Raw genomic sequence first — 18,988 nt, forward strand, 5'->3', positions numbered from 1 at the left:
TGTGGCGACCGTGCGTCAGCCTTCGCCGCCGCCCGGATCCGCTGCAGCGGCGGTGTCGCGTGCGCGCTGCGCGGGGCTCGCGACGAAGCCGAAGGTCGCGGGCACGTCGGCGCGAGCGATGCTGCCGAGCGGCAGCGTGCGGCCGTCGCGCCAGCGCAGCACGGGCGGCGTCGCGTCGAAATCGGCGTGATCGGCAAAGAGGCCGAGATCGTGATCGTGCAGCACCGCGACGCGCGGCGGCGCGTTCGCAGCGCCCGCCGCACCCGCCGCACGAAACAGCACGCCGCCCGCATCGTCGAGCCACGCGGCCTCGGGCTCGAACGGCGCGCCGGTGTGATCGACGAGCTCGAGCTGCCCGTCGCGTTCGACGAGGCGCACGACCCACGGCGTATAGGCGAGCTCGACATAGACGCGCTGCGGGCCGTTCTGGAAGAACCACTGCCCATGCGCGTCGCATGCGTAGTTGCGGGCGATGAATGCGTTCAGCGCGTCATGCCGCACGGGCGAGCCGAGCTCGCCGGCGGCCTGCGCGGCGTCGTCGCGCAGCCGCCATGCGCCGCGCCGGTCGAGCAGCAGCCAGCCGGTGCAGTGCGGAACGTTCGGCCATTTGGCGATGGCCTGTCGGACGATGTCATCCATGGTCGACGAATTTCGAGCAATAGCCGAACACACGCGCCGACAGCCAGTCGAGTCGGCCGGGGAACGGCCCGGTCATGAATCCCGCGTGACCGCCGTGCGCCGGCTGATCGAGCTCGACGGCCGGCGACACGTCGGCGGCGCTCGGCAGCGCGGATTCGGGCAGGAACGGATCGTTGCGTGCATTGAGGATCAACGTCGGCACGTCGATCGCGCGCAGCAGCGGGCGCGTGGTGGCTTGGGTCCAGTAGTCGTCGGCGTTCGCGAAGCCGTGCAGCGGCGCGGTGACGACTTCGTCGAAGTCGCGCATCGTGACGGCGCGCAGCATCGCGTCGCGGTCGAACAGCCCCGGATATTGATCGAGCTTCGCGAGTGCCTTGCGCTTGAGCGTCTTGAGGAAGCTGCGCGTATAGACCATCGCGAAGCCCTGCGACAGCGCGCGGCCGCCCGCATGCACGTCGATCGGCGTCGAGATCGCCGCGGCCGCGTGCACGATCGACGTGTCGCTGCGATGCTCGCCGAGCCAGCGCAGCAGCACGTTGCCGCCGAGCGACACGCCGGCCGCGACGATCGGCCCGCGATGCTGCGCGGCGAGCCGGCGCAGGATCCAGTCGACTTCGGCGCTGTCGGCGAGATGATAAAAGCGCGGCTGGCGATTCAGCTCGCCGCTGCAGCTGCGAAAGTGCGGGACGACCGCGTGCCAGCCGTTCGCCTGCGCGGCGGCCATCATCGCGAGCGCATAGTGCGAGCCGGAGCTGCCCTCGAGGCCGTGGAACAGCACGAACAGCGGCGCATCGGGTGCCGGCGCCGCGCTGTCGAGGTGCGCGACCCAGTCGAGATCGATGAAGTCGTGGTCGGGGGTTTCCCAGCGCTCGCGTCGGTACGCGACGGCCGGACGCCGCGCGAACAGCGCGGGCACGATGGTCTGGACATGGCTGTTCGGCAGCCAGCGCGGTGCGCGATAGCGCAGTAGGTCGTCGGCGGGGGCCGAGGCCCCGGTCAGCGGCGAGGTAGGCGGGGAGGCCGTACTCATGATCGCCCTGCTAGTGCGTTGCTACGTTGCTTCGTCAGTGCAGCGGACCCTGCCCGTGACGGATCTTCGCGGCGAATTGTCCGGCCGCCTGTTCGGGAATCGGGCTCGCGTGGATATGCGCGATGCGCCACTCGCCACGCTCGTGAATCATCACGTACGTCGCGAACACCATGTCGGGTTCGGCCGTCAGGTCGGCCTGCTGATGGGCCTCGGCGATCGTATAGACGACGGTGCCGAGACTGTCGTACACGCGGATGTCGAGCGGCTCGATCGTCACCGGGCGGGTGGCGAGCCGGTTCGCGAGGCCGCTGCGGATCTGGTCGAGGCCGTGCAGATGCTCGCCGTCGGCCCACACGCAGCTGGCGAAGTCCTCGTCGATCCACAACCCCAGCAGCGCGTCGAGATTGGCGTCGGCGACGGCCTGGTAGTAAGCGTTCAGCGTATCGGCGGCGGCTTCGAAAAGGCGGGCAAAACGTGGCATCGGGGTTATCTCTCGCGCGCGTCGCGCGCCGTATTCAGCACGGCGGCCCGGATGAGGCCGCCGTACACCGGTGAATCGGATTGCCCGGCGCGTCGTGCGACGCCGCCGGCCAGGGTCAGCGCTGCCCGACGAGCATGCCGCGCAAGTCGCCGAATACCTGCTCCGGGCCGAGCTCGCGCAGGCAGTTCAGATGGCCGAGCGGGCATTCGCGTTCGAAGCAGGGACTGCATTCGAGATGCAGCCATTGTACCTTCGCCAGCTCCGACAGCGGAGGGGTGTGGCGCGGATCCGTCGACCCGTACAGCGCGACGAGCGGCCGGCGCAGCGCCGCGGCCACGTGCATCAGCCCGGAATCGTTGGTGACGACGGCGTTCGCGCGCGCGATCAGCGCGCATGCCTCGGACAGCGACGTCTGCCCGCACAGGTTGCGCACGTTCGGCGCGTGGTCGGCGATCGCCTGCGCGGCCGCGGCGTCCTTCTGCGAGCCGAGCGCGACGATCTGCGTATACGGGAACGACTGGTGAACGATCGTCGCCAGCGTCGCGAAATGCTCGGGCGGCCAGCGCTTGGCCGGGCCGTATTCGGCGCCCGGGCAGAACACGACGAGCGGCTTGCGCGTATCGAGATTGAAACGCGCCGACACGCGCGCCGTCTCGTTCAGATCGGCGTCGAGGCGCGGCGCGGGCAGCGTCTTCATCGACTCGGGCAGCTTCGCGCCCGGCGCATAGGCGAGCGCCGCGTAGTGGGTCGTCATCGGCGGCCGCTCGGCCGACTTGTCGGGGTTCGCGTGCCGCACGTTCAGCAAGCCGTAGCGGTGCTCGCCCGTGTAGCCGATCCGCAGCGGGATGTTCGCGAGCCACGGGATCACGGCCGACTTCAGCGAATTCGGCAGCACGTACGCCGCGTCGTAGCCGACGTCGCGCAGGTCGCTCGCGAGTTGCCAGCGGCGCAGCAGCTGCAGCTTGCCATGGGCGAGATCGGTCGCGTGGACATCGTGGATCTCCGGCATCCGCTCGAGCACCGGCGCGACCCAGCTGGGTGCGACGGCATCGATCGCGATGCGGGGATGGAGCTTCTTCAGCAGCGCAAAAAGCGGCTGCGCCATCAATGCGTCACCGATCCAGTTCGGTGCGATAACCAGCGCTCGACGCATCAGGTCGACTTCCGATGTCGTAATGAAGCACGGCGCGCATGCACCGCGTTCGGGTTGTCAGAAAGGGAAAAGGGCGGCGCGCCGGAAACTCCGGCGGCGCCGCCTCGCGTGCGACGGGCCCGCAGGCCCGCGGCCGGGCTCAGTGGCCCTTGACCACCTCGCCGTCGCGCAGCTTGTAGCGCGTGCCGCAGTACGGGCAGCGTGCCTCGCCGTGCGAGACGTCGATGAACACGCGCGGGTGCGCGCTCCAGCGCGCCATGGCCGGGTTCGGGCAATACGCGGGGAGGTCCTTGGCCGTCAGTTCGACCAGCGGCATTTCCTTGATTTCGCTCATGAGACTTTCTCTAATCACTCTTTTTGTGGGCGGTCGGCGGCGCGGCGCGCTCAGACCTTGGACAGCCAGTGCGCGTACTTCGCGTTCTTGCCCGACACGATATCGAAAAACGCCGACTGGAGCTTTTCCGTGACCGGGCCGCGTGCGCCGCTGCCGATCGTGCGGTTGTCGAGCTCGCGGATCGGCGTGACTTCGGCGGCCGTGCCCGTGAAGAACGCTTCGTCGGCCGTGTAGACCTCGTCGCGCGTGATGCGCTTCTCGATCACCTCGATGCCGGCGTCCTTCGCGAGCGTGATGATCGTGTCGCGCGTGATGCCGTCGAGGCACGACGACAGGTCGGGCGTGTAGAGCTTGCCGTGGTTGACCAGGAAGAAGTTTTCGCCGGAGCCTTCCGACACGTAGCCGTCGACGTCGAGCAGCAGCGCTTCGTCGTAGCCGTCGGCCGTGGCTTCCTGATTCGCGAGAATCGAGTTCACGTACCAGCCCGACGCCTTTGCCCGCACCATCGACACGTTGACGTGGTGGCGCGTGAACGACGACGTCTTCACGCGGATCCCCTTCGCGAGGCCATCCTCGCCGAGGTAGGCGCCCCACGGCCAGGCCGCGATCGCGACGTGGATCGTGTTGCCCTTCGCGGACACGCCGAGCTTTTCCGAGCCGACCCAGATGATCGGGCGCAGGTAGCACGATTCGAGCTTGTTTTCGCGCACGACTTCGAGCTGCGCGGCTTCGAGCGTTTCCCGGTCGAACGGCACGTCCATCTGGAAGATCTTCGCCGAATTCAGCAGCCGCTTCGTGTGCTCGCGCAGGCGGAAGATCGCGGTGCTGCCGTCGGCCGTCTTGTATGCGCGCACGCCCTCGAAGACGCCCATGCCGTAGTGCAGCGTATGGGTCAGGACGTGGATCTTGGCGTCGCGCCAGTCGATCAGCTTGCCGTCCATCCAGATCTTGCCGTCGCGGTCGGCCATTGACATAGGATTCTCCTGGAAGCAGTGGGGTGCTGCGGTGGTTGTGCAGCGTTGAACCGGAAAGACGCTTATTTTAGCGTCATTTGGCGCCGATCCGGTCGGTCGCCATGGGGCCGGGGCTATAATCGTCCGGTACCGATTCCAACGACGACGGGCCGTGCCGGCAGGAGACGCCGGAGCCCGGACGAACCGCCCGCTGCGGCCCGCCTCCCCATGCTCGCTCGCTTGTCCGCCACCGACCGCTTCGCGCTGATCCAGGGCGCGCGCGACTATTCCCCGACCTTGATGGCGATCCTCTCCTGGGGGCTCGTCACCGGCATCGCGATGAGCAAGTCGGTGATGACGCTCGGGCAGGCGAGCGCGATGTCGATCCTGGTGTACGCGGGTTCGTCGCAACTCGCGGTGCTGCCGCTGCTCGTCGCGAAGCTGCCGCTCTGGACGATCCTGCTCACCGCCACGATGGTCAACATGCGCTTCGTGATCTTCAGCGCCGGCCTCGCTCCCCATTTCTCCTACCTGCCGCTGTGGCGGCGCGTCGCGATCGGCTATTTCAACGGCGACGTGATCTACCTGCTGTTCCAGAAGCAGGGCTTCGCCTACGGCCACGTGCCGGGCAAGGAGGCGTACTTCTGGGGGATGGCGCTCGCGAGCTGGGCGTCGTGGCAGGCGTCGTCGCTCGCCGGCATCCTGCTCGCGAGCTTCTTTCCGGCGAGCTGGGGGCTCGAGCTGGCCGGCACGCTCGCGCTGATTCCGATCATGGTGTCGGCGGTCGCGAACCGCTCGACGCTCGTGGCGGTCGCGGTGGCCGGCATCGTGTCGCTCGTGCTGTTCGACCTGCCGTACCGGCTCGCGCTGCCGATCGCGGTGCTCGCGGCGCTGGCCGCCGGCTGCACCGCCGATTTCTTCGTCGAGCGCGCCGACTGGCGGCGCATCCGTACCGAAATCGTGCACGAGAAGGAGAGCGAGTGAGTGCGACCGAAATCTGGCTCGTGATCGTCGGGATGACCATCGTCACGGCCGTCACGCGCGCGTTGTTCCTGATCGGCGGCGAGCGCACCGTGCTGCCCGAGCGCGCGCAGCGCGCGCTGCGCTATGCGCCGGCCGCCGCCTTGGTTGCCGTGGTGCTGCCCGACGTGCTGGAGACGCCGGCCGGCCTGTCGTTCGCGCTGACCAATCATCCGTTTTACGCGGCGCTCGCCGGCCTCGGCTGGTTCCTGTGGCGCCGCAGCATGCTCGGCACGATCGTCAGCGGCATGCTCGTGTTCACCGTGCTGCGGATCCTGTTCTGATGAATCGCGGCGGCGGCCGGCCGGCGCCCGGTGCGCCGGCGCCAGCGGATTGCTGCATTGCAGCAGCATGCCGCCGGCCGCCCGCGCTCCCAAATAGGCGGAATTCGGCCGCGCACGGTCAGTCTGCCGGGTGGATCGGCTAGAATGCCCGTTCGAGATTTTTACCCGTGCGCGTCATGCGAACCGCCAGCCACGGCCGCATCCGGCGCCCTTTCGCGGCAGCCCGCGCACGTCCAGCGTGAAGCCCCTTTCCCCATCCACTACTTCAATCTGTCCACCATGAGCCAAGTCAAGCGTCTTACCGACCTGATCGCCGCCGGCCAGCTCGCCGGCAAGCGGGTGTTCATCCGCGCCGACCTGAACGTCCCGCAGGACGATCACGGCAACATCACCGAAGACACGCGCGTGCGCGCGTCCGTGCCGGCGATCCGCGCCGCGCTCGACGCCGGCGCGGCCGTGATGGTCACGTCGCACCTCGGCCGCCCGACCGAAGGCGAATTCAAGCCGGAAGACTCGCTCGCGCCGGTCGCGAAGCGTCTGGCCGAATTGCTCGGCCGCGACGTGCCGCTGGTGTCGAACTGGGTCGAGAACGGCGTGAACGTCGCGCCGGGCCAGGTCGTGCTGCTCGAGAACTGCCGCGTGAACAAGGGCGAGAAGAAGAATTCGGACGAGCTCGCGCAAAAAATGGCGAAGCTCTGCGATATCTACGTGAACGACGCGTTCGGCACCGCGCACCGCGCCGAGGCCACCACCCACGGGATCGCGAAGTACGCGCCGGTCGCCTGCGCGGGCCCGCTGCTTGCTGCCGAACTCGATGCGCTCGGCAAGGCGCTCGGCAACCCCGCGCGTCCGCTCGTCGCGATCGTCGCGGGCTCGAAGGTGTCGACCAAGCTGACCATCCTGAAGTCGCTGGCCGGCAAGGTCGACCAGCTGATCGTCGGCGGCGGCATCGCGAACACGTTCATGCTCGCGGCCGGCCTGTCGATCGGCAAGTCGCTCGCGGAAGCCGATCTGGTCGCCGAAGCGAAGGCGATCATCGACGAGGCGCGCGAGCGCGGCGCGTCGGTGCCGATCCCGACCGACGTCGTGACGGCCAAGGAATTCTCGCCGACGGCCGCGGCCACGGTGAAGCAGGTCGCCGACATCGAAGCGGACGACATGATCCTCGACATCGGTCCCGATACGGCCCGCGCGCTCGCGAGCCAGCTCGAGAAGGCCGGCACGATCGTGTGGAACGGCCCGGTCGGCGTGTTCGAGTTCGACCAGTTCGGCAACGGCACGAAGACGCTTGCCGACGCGATCGCCAAGTCGTCCGCGTTCTCGATCGCGGGCGGCGGCGACACGCTGGCGGCCATCGCGAAGTACGGCATCCACGACCAGGTCAGCTACATCTCGACGGGCGGCGGCGCATTCCTCGAGTTCCTCGAAGGGAAGAAGCTGCCGGCGGTGGAAGTGCTGGAAACGCGGGCGGCCTGAGCGTGGCGGTGCGCGCAGGGGTGACGAAGGCCGCGCGCTCCGCGACAGCGGAGCAGCGGGCCGGCGCGGGCAAGCGCAAACGCGCGCCCGCGCGGGCGGACACCACCCCGCGCGCAGCGGCGGCCGCCGGCGACGCGGTCGTGCAGCACCATGAGATTCAGAACAAAGCGATGCCGGGCGCAAGCACCGGCACGCTCCCCGGGACGGCCGCCGCTGGGCTCGCCGATTCCGGCTCTCGCAGCGTTTCACCCAGCGCATCAACCCTGATCCAGATGAGGAGTTTCATGCAGCGCGCCACCAAGATAGTCGCCACGATCGGTCCGGCCTCCAGTTCGCCGGAGATTCTGCTGCAGATGATGCAGGCGGGCCTCGACGTCGTGCGGCTCAATTTTTCGCACGGCACGGCCGACGATCATCGCCAGCGCGCCGAGATGGTGCGCGAGGCCGCCCGCAAGGTCGGCCGCGAGATCGCGATCATGGCCGACCTGCAGGGTCCGAAGATCCGCGTCGGCAAGTTCGAGAACGGCAAGACCACGCTGGCGCCGGGCCAGGCGTTCATCCTCGACGCGGGTTGCGAGCTCGGCAACGACGAGCGCGTCGGCCTCGACTACAAGGAACTGCCGCGCGACCTGAAGCCGGGCGACCTGCTGCTGCTGAACGACGGCCTGATCGTGCTGACCGTCGAGCGCGTGCTCGGCGAGGAGATCCACACGATCGTCAAGGTGGGCGGCGAGCTGTCGAACAACAAGGGCATCAATCGTCAGGGCGGCGGCCTGTCGGCGCCCGCGCTGACCGCGAAGGACATGGAGGACATCCGCACCGCGATGTCGCTCGGCGCGGATCTCGTCGCGGTGTCGTTCCCGAAGAATGCAACCGACATGGAAATGGCGCGCCAGCTCGCGAACATCGCGGGCGCGCCGTACGGCATCAAGCCGAAGATGATCGCGAAGATCGAGCGCGCCGAGGCGATTCCGGCGCTGCAGAGCATCCTCGATGCGTCCGACGGGATCATGGTCGCGCGCGGCGACCTCGCGGTCGAAGTGGGCAACGCGGCCGTGCCGGCGCTGCAGAAGCGGATGATCCGGATGGCGCGCGAGTCGAACAAGCTCGTGATCACCGCGACGCAGATGATGGAATCGATGATCCACGCGCCGGTGCCGACGCGCGCCGAAGTGTCGGACGTCGCGAACGCGGTGCTCGACGGCACCGACGCGGTGATGCTGTCGGCCGAAACGGCCGCCGGCAAGTATCCGGTCGTCACGATCGAGACGATGGCGGCGGTGTGCGTCGAAGCGGAAAAATCGGAGCACGTCGAACTCGACAAGGATTTCCTCGACCGCACGTTCACGCGTATCGACCAGTCGATTGCGATGGGCGCGCTGTTCACCGCGTATCACCTGGGTGCGAAGGCGATCGTCGCGCTGACCGAATCGGGCGCGACCGCGCTGTGGATGTCGCGTCACTACACGCACGTGCCGATCTTCGCGCTGACGCCGCGCGTCGGCAGCGAGCGCACGATGGCGCTGTACCGCAACGTGACGCCGCTGCACGTCGACTTCAACAGCGACCGCGACGCCGCGCTGCAGGCGGCGCTCGAGATGATCGTCAAGCAGGGCTACGTGCAGCACGGCGACATGGTCGTGCTGACCGTCGGCGAGCCGATGGGGCAGGCGGGCGGCACCAATACGCTGAAGATCGTGCGGGTCGGCGAGCACTATTGAGCGCCGGGCTGGCCGGGTTGCCTCGGGCCGTCGGCCCGGTCGATCCGGCACCGTTTGGACCGAAAAGCCGCGTGGGGTCGGATGCCCCGCGCGGCTTTTTTTCTGTTTTTTGGCGGATTGTGCCGTGCCAAGGTAACAAATTGCGAGCGGGCGCGCCGGCGCGGTCGGAATCGGCGGCGCTTCGCGATAAAATGCCGCTATTCGACGCTCAGCCGTGCCGTGCCGCCCCGTTTCAGGCGGGAGCGAGCGCCGCGCCGGCGTCAGGGCGCACCGGTTTTCATTCCAAGGAGTTCCACAATGCCTCTCGTATCAATGCGTCAATTGCTGGACCACGCGGCAGAGCACGGTTACGGCCTGCCGGCCTTCAACGTGAACAACCTGGAGCAGGTCCAGGCGATCATGGCGGCGGCGGACCAGGTCGGCGCGCCCGTGATCATGCAGGCATCGGCCGGCGCGCGTAAGTATGCGGGCGAGCCGTTCCTGCGCCACCTGATCGAAGCGGCGGTCGAGTCGTATCCGCACATCCCGGTCGTGATGCACCAGGACCACGGCCAGTCGCCGGCCGTGTGCATGGCCGCGATCCGCAGCGGTTTCACCAGCGTGATGATGGACGGTTCGCTCGAAGCCGACGGCAAGACGGTCGCCTCGTACGAGTACAACGTCGACGTGTCGCGCAAGGTCGTCGAGATGGCGCATTCGATCGGCGTGACGGTCGAGGCGGAACTCGGCGTGCTCGGCTCGCTCGAGACGATGAAGGGCGACAAGGAAGACGGCCACGGCGCGGAAGGCACGATGACCCGCGAGCAACTGCTGACCGATCCGGAGCAGGCTGCCGATTTCGTGAAGCTCACGCAGTGCGACGCGCTCGCGATCGCGATCGGCACGTCGCACGGCGCGTACAAGTTCTCGAAGAAGCCGACCGGCGACATCCTGTCGATCCAGCGCATCAAGGAAATCCACGCACGCATTCCGAACACGCACCTCGTGATGCACGGTTCGTCGTCGGTGCCGCAGGAGCTGCTGGCCGAGATCCGCGAATTCGGTGGCGACATGAAGGAAACCTACGGCGTGCCGGTCGAGGAAATCCAGGAAGGCATCAAGCACGGCGTGCGCAAGGTCAACATCGACACCGACCTGCGTCTCGCGATCACCGGCGCGATCCGCCGCTACCTGTTCGAGAACCCGGGCAAGTTCGATCCGCGCGACTACCTGAAGCCCGCGCGCGAAGCCGCGAAGAAGGTCTGCGTCGATCGCTACCTCGCGTTCGGCTGCGAAGGCCAGGCCGCGAAGATCAAGCCGGTGTCGCTCGACAAGATCGCCGAACAGTACAAGTCCGGCGCGCTCGCGCAGGTCGTGCGCTGAGACTGTAGTACGATTGCCCCGCCCGGCGTGGTCGCCGGGCGCGGCGGCTGCCCGCGGCGGACCTGATCCGGCCCCGGCAGCCGTTCCGTCCGGCCGAACGAGGGCCGGCCGGCAACCGCCCGGCGCGTTCGCGCCGGCGGTTCGCCGACGCATTGCAAGACCGCCGTTCCCGCCTGCCGCGGGGAACGGCGTTTCCCTTTTTGTTTGGCTCCTTATCTGCGAAAAGACGATGTCTACCCTTTACGAATCCACGCTCCGCTCGCTGCCGCTCCTCGGTCGCGGCAAGGTCCGCGACAACTACGCGGTCGGCAACGACAAGCTCCTGATCGTCACGACCGACCGTCTGTCGGCATTCGACGTGATCATGGGCGAGCCGATTCCGAACAAGGGCCGCGTGCTGAACCAGATGGCGAACTTCTGGTTCGACAAGCTCGCGCACATCGTGCCGAACCACCTGACCGGCGACGCGCCGGAAGCGGTCGTCGCGGCCGATGAAGTCGAGCAGGTCAAGGGCCGCGCGGCGGTCGTCAAGCGTCTCGAGCCGATCATGATCGAAGCGGTGGTGCGCGGTTATCTGGCCGGCAGCGGCTGGAAGGAATACCAGGCCTCGGGCGCGGTGTGCGGCGTGCCGCTGCCGGCCGGCCTGCAGAACGCGCAGAAGCTGCCGGAGCCGATCTTCACGCCGGCCGCGAAGGCCGAGCTCGGCGAGCACGACGAGAACATCACGTTCGAGGAAACCGAGCGCCGCATCGGCACCGAGCTGGCCGCGACGATCCGCGACATCTCTATCCGCCTGTACAAGGAAGCGGCCGACTATGCGGCGACGCGCGGCATCATCATCGCCGACACGAAGTTCGAGTTCGGCCTCGACAACCACGGCAAGCTGTACCTGATGGACGAAGTGCTGACGGCCGATTCGTCGCGCTTCTGGCCGGCCGACCAGTACCAGGTCGGCACCAACCCGCCGTCGTTCGACAAGCAGTTCGTGCGCGACTGGCTCGAGGCGCAGCCGTGGGGCAAGACGGCGCCGGCGCCGGCGCTGCCGGCCGACGTCGTCGCGAAGACGGCCGCGAAGTACCAGGAAGCGCTCGAGCGCATCACCGGCCAGCCGCTCGCGTAAGCAAGGACACATCGACATGACTGAAGTCCAGACTGCCCACACGCACAGCGCGCCGCTCGTCGGCGTGCTGATGGGTTCGAGTTCCGACTGGGACGTGATGAAGAACGCGGTCGCGATCCTGCAGGAATTCGGCGTGCCGTACGAAGCGAAGGTCGTGTCCGCGCACCGGATGCCCGACGAGATGTTCGACTATGCGGAGAAGGCGCGCGAGCGCGGGCTGCGTGCGATCATCGCGGGCGCCGGCGGCGCCGCGCATCTGCCCGGCATGCTGGCCGCGAAAACCACGGTGCCGGTGCTCGGCGTGCCCGTCGCCAGCAAGTATCTGAAGGGCGTCGATTCGCTGCACTCGATCGTGCAGATGCCGAAGGGCGTGCCGGTCGCGACGTTCGCGATCGGCGAGGCCGGCGCCGCGAACGCCGCGCTGTTCGCGGTGTCGATCCTGTCCGGCACGTCGGTCGACTACGCGAACCGGCTCGCCGCGTTCCGCGTGCGCCAGAACGAAGCCGCGCACGCGATGGTGCTGCCGCCGCTCGCTTGACGGCGCGCCGGCGGCCGCGCGTCGCGCGCGCCGCCTGACTTTCCCCACTGCGGCGGGCCGCGCCCGCCGCGATCGATCACTGACATGACCGCAACTCCTGATTCCGTTTCCCCGATCCTGCCCGGCGCGTGGCTGGGCATGGTCGGCGGCGGCCAGCTCGGCCGCATGTTCTGCTTTGCCGCCCAGTCGATGGGCTATCGCGTCGCCGTGCTCGATCCCGATCCGGCGAGCCCGGCCGGGTCGGTAGCCGACCGCCATCTGCGCGCGGCCTACGACGACGAAGCCGCGCTCGCCGAGCTGGCCGCGCTGTGCGAAGCCGTGTCGACGGAATTCGAGAACGTGCCGGCCGCGAGCCTCGATTTCCTCGCGCGCACGACGTTCGTCGCGCCGGCCGGCCGCTGCGTGGCCGTCGCGCAGGACCGCATCGCGGAGAAGCGTTTCATCGAGGCATCCGGCGTGCCGGTCGCGCCGCACGTCGTGATCGAGTCGCCGGCCGCGCTCGCCGCCCTCGACGATGCCGCGCTCGATGCGGTGCTGCCCGGCATCCTGAAGACCGCGCGGCTCGGCTACGACGGCAAGGGGCAGGTGCGCGTGAGCACCGCACGCGAAGCGCGCGACGCGCACGCGGCGCTCGGCGGCGTGCCGTGCGTGCTCGAAAAGCGCCTGCCGCTGAAATACGAAGTGTCGGCGCTGATCGCGCGCGGCGTGGACGGCCGCTCGGCCGCGTTCCCGCTCGCGCAGAACGTACATCACGACGGCATCCTCGCACTGACGGTGGTGCCGGCGCCGGCCGCCGATGCCGCGCGTGTCGAAGAGGCGCAGCAGGCCGCGATCCGGATCGCCGACAAGCTCGATTACGTCGGCGTGCTGTGCGTCGAATTCTTCGTGCTGGAAGACGGCTCGTTCGTCGCGAACGAAATGGCGCCGCGCCCGCACAACTCCGGCCACTACACGGTCGATGCGTGCGCAACCAGCCAGTTCGAGCAGCAGGTGCGCGCGATGACGCGCATGCCGCTCGGCAACCCGCGCCAGCATTCGCCGGCCGCGATGCTGAACATCCTCGGCGACGTGTGGTTCCCGAACGGCGCCGATGCCGAGCCGGTCACGCCGCCGTGGGACACGGTCGCGGCGATGCCGGCCGCGCATCTGCATCTGTACGGCAAGGAAGAGGCGCGCGTCGGCCGCAAGATGGGTCACGTGAACTTCACGGCCGAGACGCGCGACGACGCGGTCGCGGCCGCCAACGCGTGTGCGCAGCTGCTGCGCGTGCCGCTCGACTGAGGCGCCGGCCGATGTCCATCGCGCTCCCGAACACGGTGACGCCCGCGCAGATCGACGCGGCCGCGGCGCTGCTCGACGCCGGGCAGCTCGTCGCGTTCCCGACCGAAACCGTGTACGGGCTCGGCGGCGATGCGGCGAATCCGGAAGCCGTCGCGCGCATCTACGCGGCGAAAGGGCGTCCGGCGAACCATCCGGTGATCGTGCATCTGCCGCCCGGAGGCGATCCCGGCTACTGGGCCGCCGACGTTCCGGCCGATGCGCGGGCACTGATCGACGCGTTCTGGCCGGGCCCGCTGACGCTGATCCTGAAGCGCCATCCGCGCATCCCGGATGCCGTGAGCGGCGGCCAGGATTCGGTCGGTCTGCGCTGTCCGTCGCATCCGGTCGCGCAGGCGCTCTTGGCCGCGTTCAGCGCGCGCCGCGGCGGCCACGGCGGCGTGGCCGCACCGTCCGCGAACCGTTTCGGCCACGTGAGCCCGACCACGGCGCAGCACGTGCGCGACGAATTCGGCGACACCGTGCACGTGCTCGACGGCGGTGCGTCCGAAGTCGGGATCGAATCGACGATCGTCGATCTGTCGCGCGGCTTTCCCGCGCTGTTGCGGCCCGGTCACGTGACGCCGCAGCAGATCGCCGACGTGCTCGGCCGCGCGCCGCGTCTGCCCGACGGCAGCGACGCGACCGCGCCGCGCGCGTCCGGCACGCTGAAGGCGCATTACGCGCCGCGCACGCCGCTCGCGCTGCTGCCGTTCGATGCCCTCGAGCCGTTGCTCGCGGCCGCGCAGGCGGACGGCGAACGCGTCGCGCTCGTCGCCCGCGCGTCGCGTGCGGGGCGCTGGGCGCAGGCGGACGGCGTGCACTTCATCGCCGCGCCCGAAGATCCGCACGCATATGCGCGCGATCTGTACGGGATGCTGCGCGCGCTCGATCGCGCGCAGGTCGCACGCATTCTCGTCGAGAAGCTGCCCGAGACCGTCGAGTGGATCGCGGTCAACGACCGGCTCGGCCGCGCGGCCGCGGCGTTCGATGCGGGGGACGCGGCCGACTGACCCGGCTCGCTTCGGCCGCTTCGACGCGCACTGCAATGAAAAACGCCTGACCGGCGACTCGCCGGTCAGGCGTTTTCGTATCGGCGTGCCGCGAGCGCGTTACTTGCCGACGCCGGACTTCGCGATCTGCTGCTCGACGTACTGCGCGAACAGCGCATGCAGGCGCGTCGTCGGGTGCACGGTATCGGCGAACATGTAGGTCTGGTCCGCGTTCGGGACCGTGTAGGTCTGCGGCGAGCAGAACAGCGACGAGCCGAACGCGGTCGCGTTCGCGACGCCGTACTGCGTGGCCGCCTGGACCATCGCCTTCAGGTTGCACGCGGTGTCGGTGTTCTTCACGCTGAAGCCGTTCGCCTGGTAGTTGGCCGCGATGCCGTCCTGCCACGTGAACGTATCGACCAACGCGTACTTGGTCGGATCGACCTGCAGCGCGGCGAGCGTGCCGGCCAGCGTCTGGTTGAAGAGGCCCGACAGTTGCGTGAGCGCGGCCTGCGTGCCGCCTTGCAGCGCAAGCGGCGTGCCGCCGATGTCCGGCACGTTCGAGACGAACACGTGCGTCGCGCCGGCCGCGACGATCTGCTGGACGAGGCCGCCGAGCTGCTGCGCGGCGAGGCCGATCGCCTGCGCGGCCGCCAGTTGCGCGGCCGGCGTGTTGCCTTGCGCCTGCGCGACCTGCGCCTGATAGAAGATGTCGTTCGCGCCGCCGTTGATCAGCACGATCTGGCCGGCGTTGAAGCTGCCGTGCTGCGCCAGGTACTGCTTGACCTGATCGGCGATCGGCGTGGTGGTGGCCTGCGCATAGTCGGGGTTCGGCACGCTGGCGTCCGCGTGGCCGATGCCGGGCTGCAGCGTCACGCGCGAGCCGCCCTGCGCGTAGCCGAGGCCGCCGGTCGCCTGCAACGGGATGCCGAAGCCGCCCTGGTTCGCCGGCTGCAGCGTGTCGCCGTAGTACTGCGCGACGTTCTGCGTCCACACCTGGCCCGGGTTGGTCGTGAAGCGGCCGCCGCCGAAGCCGAGCTTGATCTGCGAGTAGGTGCCGACGTCCGACAGGCTGTCGCCGAACGACACGACCTGCATTTTCACGCCGGACGGCGGCGTGTTCGATGCGCTGCTGCTGTTGTCGCCGCCGCCGCCGCAGGCGGCGAGCAGCGCGAGCGCGGCGCCCGCGATCGCGACCTGGGCGGTGCGCAGCAGGCGTTGACGGTTACGCGACGGAGTGGATTGTCGTGACTGCATCGATGGATCTCCTCGTAGATATGGCCCGATGTGTTGTGCATCTGCCGTGTGCCCGCTCAGGTTCGGGCGGCACGGCGGCCGTTGGCTGAAGCGGTTTATTGGTCGCGCACGGCCGCAAGCGGCACGGTGCGCGGATCATGGTTTGCGGCCTCGGCGATCTGCGCATGATAAGCGCTCGCCCATTCGGGCGGGCCGAAAATCGCGCGCAGCCGGTTGCGCCATCCGTGTACGCGCAACGCGTCGGCCGCCATCGACACCCACTCGTGAAACGTCGCGACGAGCGGGTTGTTCGAGCCGAGCGGCTCGACGATTCCGTATTGCGGCGGATCGTCGGCCGATTCGTCGACGTAGCTGCCGAACAGGCGATCCCAGATCACCAGCACACCTGCGTAATTGCGGTCGATGTAGCGCGGGTTGCGCGCGTGGTGCGCGCGATGGATCGACGGCGTGTTCAGCACGTATTCGAGCCAGCCGAGCTTGCCGATCACCTGCGTGTGGACGAAGAACTGGAACGCGAGGTTGATCAGCACGATGCCGACGATCTGCTGCGGCGGAAAGCCGACGAACGCGAGCGGCAGCCAGAACACCCACATGCCCGCGACCGGATACATCAGGCTCTGGCGGAACGCGGTCGAGAAGTTCATCCGTTCGGACGAGTGATGCACGACGTGCGCGGCCCACAGCCAGCGCACGCGGTGGCTCGCGCGATGGAACACGTAGTAGAGGAAGTCCTGGCCGACGAACAGCACGGCGAACGACAGCCAGCCGTCGTGCCAGGTGAACAGCCGGAAATGTGCGTAGCAGTACGCATAAACGGGGATCACGAACAACCATGCGAGCTTGTCGGCGCCCTGGTGCATCAGCGCGAGCGCCGCGTTGCACAGCGTGTCGCGCCACGCATAGACGTGGTCCTGTGCGCGCGTGCGGGCGAGGTGCCAGGCTTCCCACGCGATGCACAGCAGGAAGACGGGCGCCAGCGCGAGCAGAAGCAATTCGACGTCGAATCGCATGGGCGTGTCTCCTCCTTTCCCCTGCAGGCCGTCAGGCCGGGCACGTGGCCCGTTGTAGATATCGTCAGGCCAACAGCCTACGCAATCGCCACGCGCTATGCGAGGGGGCAGCGTAGAGGGTTCCCTCAGAGGACAGGGTTTCTACGGAAGCCGCGCCGCACGGGGCCGGGCGGTGTGGCACCGTTTTGCCGGCACGGCGTGCGGGCGGTGCGCGGCGTGCCTGTGGCCGTGGCCGTTTCAAACCGCGGCCGGTGCTTTCGACGGTCGCGCGGAGGATGCGGGATGGGGTTATTGGCGGGCGAGGGTGAGGCGTGTCGCAGCGCGCTTTCGTACGTGGCGGCTAGTGTGGCACTAGCGCGTGCAGCGGGCGCCGGTAGGCAACAGCAGGCAGCACGAAGCCCGCGTCAGAGGGAGCACTCAGGTAGCAGAAAGAGGACACCGGCAGCCATCGGTAGCCGCCGGCTGACACCACATGCCGCCAGCCGCCCATGCAGCGCCGCAGGCCGAGCAACGGATCAACGGAGCAGGCCGCAGCTCAACCGAACCCAAGCTACAGCACCGCCCCGCATGACACCGTCAATGCGCGCCCGCGTAGATCCATTCGAGCAGCGTATCGTGCGCGGCGCGCGCGGCTTCCGCGTGCTCGTCGTTGATGAAGCTCACGACGACGTAGCTCTGTCCGTCGGCGCCCGCGACGTAGCCGGCAATCGCGCGCACGTCGCGCAGCGTGCCGGTCTTGATGTGGGCATTGCCGAGCACGCCCGCGTTGGTGAGCCGGTTCTTCATCGTGCCGTCGATGCCGGCGATCGGCAGCGAATCGATGAACGTCTGCGCGACCGGGCTCGCGTTCGCGGCCTGCAGCAGCGCGGCGAGCGACAGCGCGCTCACGTGCTCGTCGCGCGACAGCCCCGAGCCGTTCTCCAGTTCCAGCTCGGGCATCGCGATTCCGCTCCTCTGCAGGAACGCGTGAATCGCACGGCTCGACTGCTCGGGCGTCGCGGGCGGCTTGCCGGCCACCGCGCCGATCGTGAGGAACAGGTTGCGCGCCATCACGTTGTTGCTGAACTTGTTGATGTCGTACACGATGCTGCCGAGCACGGGGCTGTGGTGCACGGCGAGCGGCCGCGCGGTGTTCGGCACCTTGCCTTCGTCGACCGGGCCCGCGATCGTGCCGCCGTCCTGCTGCCACAGCGCGAGGAAGCCGCGCGCGAAGAACGCCGTGTGGTCGAGGATCGCGAGATTGGTCGTGTGCGCGCCGCAGCGCAGCGGATAGTCGCCGGAGAACGACGCGGTCATGATCCCGCCCGCCGTGCCGGCGCCCGACAGCGTCGGGCGTGCGGCCGCGGCCGCCGCGCCGCACGATCCGCCGCCCTCGACGAGCTGGTTGTCGATCGACAGGTTCGCGAGCGGCGGCAGCACGTCGACGGCCACCTTGCCGTCGTCGCCCGGCGTGACCGTGAACGACACGGCCTTGAACGCGTACAGCAGCGGATCGGGGCCGACGTTGTACGGCGCGCTCACGTCGTCGTCGAACGACGGCAGGTCGCGCGTCGACGCCGCGAAATAGCTCTTGTCGAGCACGAGGCGGCCGGCCACGCGCCGCACGCCGGCCTTGCGGATCTTGTCGACGAGGTCGATCAGCTCTTCGGGCACGAGCTTCGGGTCGCCGGTGCCCTTGATGTACAGGTTGCCCTGCAGCGTGCCGTCCGGGTCGATCGGACCGTCCGCGTACGCGGTGGTGCGCCAGCGGTAGTCGGGGCCGAGGATCGACAGGCCGGAGAACGTCGTGACCAGCTTCATCGTCGACGCCGGCAGCATCGGCCGGCTGCCGTTCCACGCGATCAGCGGCTCGGGGTCGCCGACGCGCTCGACGACGACGCTGATCGCGGATGCCGGCACGTTCGCGCGCTGCAGCGCGACCAGCACGGACGCCGGCAGGCCGGCCGCGCGCGCGGCGGGCGACACGACGACGGTCTTGCGTGCGTCCTTGTGGAGTTTCTTGCGGGCATGCGCGGGCGGCGCGAACGCAAGCGCGGTGCAGGCGGCGACGACGGCGGCCGTGCGCGCACACAGACGGGTGCGGCTGACGAACCGGGCGGACAGAGCGGAAATCGGCATGGGCGAATACGGGAAAGACACGAGGCTTCGAGCAGGGGCGCGCGGCGCCGGAGCGCACATTGTAGAGACAAGTGCGCATGCGCCACACGCGTGTCGCCTTACTGTTGCATTGCAGACGGCGCAAGCGAGCCGCGGCGCTACAATGGTCGCCATGTTTCACTCGTCCCATGGGTTCCGGTTCCG

General features: G+C 68.7%; 19 protein-coding genes. 9 read left to right on the forward strand and 10 right to left on the reverse strand.

Annotated features, from left to right (window positions below):
* Positions 1 to 15: 15 nt before the first annotated feature.
* The 6 genes from MBR110_RS04835 to MBR110_RS04860 form a co-directional block, all read right to left on the reverse strand.
* Positions 16 to 639, reverse strand: a complete 624-nt coding sequence (locus MBR110_RS04835) for a DUF2946 family protein (RefSeq protein ID WP_045578819.1) — start codon at positions 637 to 639, stop codon at positions 16 to 18.
* Positions 632 to 1,669, reverse strand: coding sequence for a hydrolase (locus MBR110_RS04840; protein WP_011885915.1), 1,038 nt, complete (start codon positions 1,667 to 1,669; stop codon positions 632 to 634). Before MBR110_RS04840 ends, MBR110_RS04835 begins: the two co-directional genes overlap by 8 nt.
* A 34-nt stretch (positions 1,670 to 1,703) precedes the next feature.
* Positions 1,704 to 2,150, reverse strand: a complete 447-nt coding sequence (locus MBR110_RS04845) for a nuclear transport factor 2 family protein (protein ID WP_006749968.1) — start codon at positions 2,148 to 2,150, stop codon at positions 1,704 to 1,706.
* Positions 2,151 to 2,265: 115 nt separating this feature from the next.
* Complete coding sequence (gene waaF / locus MBR110_RS04850) at positions 2,266 to 3,303, reverse strand: lipopolysaccharide heptosyltransferase II (protein WP_011885914.1); 1,038 nt, start codon at positions 3,301 to 3,303, stop codon at positions 2,266 to 2,268.
* A 139-nt stretch (positions 3,304 to 3,442) separates the two neighbouring features.
* Entirely contained in the window at positions 3,443 to 3,637 is a 195-nt protein-coding gene (locus MBR110_RS04855) for a zinc-finger domain-containing protein (protein ID WP_006749970.1), read from the reverse strand.
* Positions 3,638 to 3,687: 50 nt separating this feature from the next.
* Entirely contained in the window at positions 3,688 to 4,611 is a 924-nt protein-coding gene (locus MBR110_RS04860; RefSeq protein ID WP_034192665.1) for a branched-chain amino acid transaminase, read from the reverse strand.
* 207 nt (positions 4,612 to 4,818) lie between these two features.
* Here MBR110_RS04860 and MBR110_RS04865 point away from each other — a divergent pair, with 207 nt between their 5' ends.
* The 3 genes from MBR110_RS04865 (at position 4,819) to MBR110_RS04875 (ending at position 7,370) form a co-directional block, all read left to right on the forward strand.
* The gene (locus MBR110_RS04865) at positions 4,819 to 5,574 is read left to right on the forward strand and encodes an AzlC family ABC transporter permease (RefSeq protein ID WP_011885912.1); all 756 of its coding nucleotides are present in this window, start codon (positions 4,819 to 4,821) and stop codon (positions 5,572 to 5,574) included.
* Positions 5,571 to 5,894 (forward strand): AzlD domain-containing protein, encoded by a 324-nt coding sequence (locus MBR110_RS04870; RefSeq protein ID WP_011885911.1) that lies wholly within the window; start codon positions 5,571 to 5,573, stop codon positions 5,892 to 5,894. Before MBR110_RS04865 ends, MBR110_RS04870 begins: the two co-directional genes overlap by 4 nt.
* Positions 5,895 to 6,173: 279 nt before the next feature.
* The gene (locus MBR110_RS04875; RefSeq protein WP_011885910.1) at positions 6,174 to 7,370 is read left to right on the forward strand and encodes a phosphoglycerate kinase; all 1,197 of its coding nucleotides are present in this window, start codon (positions 6,174 to 6,176) and stop codon (positions 7,368 to 7,370) included.
* 157 nt (positions 7,371 to 7,527) lie between these two features.
* On the opposite strand, the gene MBR110_RS32025 is transcribed toward MBR110_RS04875, so the two are convergent.
* Positions 7,528 to 7,656, reverse strand: a complete 129-nt coding sequence (locus tag MBR110_RS32025) for a hypothetical protein (RefSeq protein ID WP_257785811.1) — start codon at positions 7,654 to 7,656, stop codon at positions 7,528 to 7,530.
* On the opposite strand from MBR110_RS32025, the gene pyk reads away from it, so the two are divergent.
* The 6 genes from pyk to MBR110_RS04905 all read left to right on the forward strand — a co-directional run bounded on the left by pyk (position 7,655) and on the right by MBR110_RS04905 (position 14,441).
* Positions 7,655 to 9,091, forward strand: a complete 1,437-nt coding sequence (gene pyk, locus MBR110_RS04880; protein WP_011885909.1) for a pyruvate kinase — start codon at positions 7,655 to 7,657, stop codon at positions 9,089 to 9,091. The two genes, MBR110_RS32025 and pyk, sit on opposite strands and share 2 nt — an antisense overlap.
* A 297-nt stretch (positions 9,092 to 9,388) precedes the next feature.
* On the forward strand, positions 9,389 to 10,453 hold the full coding sequence (gene fba / locus MBR110_RS04885) for a class II fructose-bisphosphate aldolase (RefSeq protein WP_014723568.1): 1,065 nt from the start codon (positions 9,389 to 9,391) through the stop codon (positions 10,451 to 10,453).
* Positions 10,454 to 10,682: 229 nt separating this feature from the next.
* On the forward strand, positions 10,683 to 11,573 hold the full coding sequence (locus MBR110_RS04890; RefSeq protein ID WP_011885907.1) for a phosphoribosylaminoimidazolesuccinocarboxamide synthase: 891 nt from the start codon (positions 10,683 to 10,685) through the stop codon (positions 11,571 to 11,573).
* Between the two features lie 16 nt (positions 11,574 to 11,589).
* Entirely contained in the window at positions 11,590 to 12,111 is a 522-nt protein-coding gene (purE, locus tag MBR110_RS04895; RefSeq protein ID WP_011885906.1) for a 5-(carboxyamino)imidazole ribonucleotide mutase, read from the forward strand.
* Positions 12,112 to 12,195: 84 nt separating this feature from the next.
* Entirely contained in the window at positions 12,196 to 13,392 is a 1,197-nt protein-coding gene (locus tag MBR110_RS04900) for a 5-(carboxyamino)imidazole ribonucleotide synthase (protein WP_011885905.1), read from the forward strand.
* Between the two features lie 11 nt (positions 13,393 to 13,403).
* Positions 13,404 to 14,441: an L-threonylcarbamoyladenylate synthase gene (locus tag MBR110_RS04905; RefSeq protein ID WP_011885904.1), complete on the forward strand. Its 1,038-nt coding sequence runs from the start codon at positions 13,404 to 13,406 to the stop codon at positions 14,439 to 14,441.
* 99 nt (positions 14,442 to 14,540) lie between these two features.
* Here the strand turns inward: MBR110_RS04905 and MBR110_RS04910 are convergent, their stop codons facing one another.
* From MBR110_RS04910 to dacB, 3 genes are all read right to left on the reverse strand, one after another.
* Entirely contained in the window at positions 14,541 to 15,677 is a 1,137-nt protein-coding gene (locus tag MBR110_RS04910; RefSeq protein WP_059735407.1) for an SGNH/GDSL hydrolase family protein, read from the reverse strand.
* Positions 15,678 to 15,772: 95 nt separating this feature from the next.
* Positions 15,773 to 16,687 (reverse strand): sterol desaturase family protein, encoded by a 915-nt coding sequence (locus MBR110_RS04915; RefSeq protein WP_059694435.1) that lies wholly within the window; start codon positions 16,685 to 16,687, stop codon positions 15,773 to 15,775.
* 576 nt (positions 16,688 to 17,263) lie between these two features.
* The gene (gene dacB / locus MBR110_RS04920; RefSeq protein WP_011885901.1) at positions 17,264 to 18,805 is read right to left on the reverse strand and encodes a D-alanyl-D-alanine carboxypeptidase/D-alanyl-D-alanine endopeptidase; all 1,542 of its coding nucleotides are present in this window, start codon (positions 18,803 to 18,805) and stop codon (positions 17,264 to 17,266) included.
* Positions 18,806 to 18,988: the final 183 nt, after the last annotated feature.

It is taken from the genome of Burkholderia sp. MBR-1, assembly GCF_013822785.1.
Lineage (GTDB): Bacteria > Pseudomonadota > Gammaproteobacteria > Burkholderiales > Burkholderiaceae > Burkholderia > Burkholderia vietnamiensis.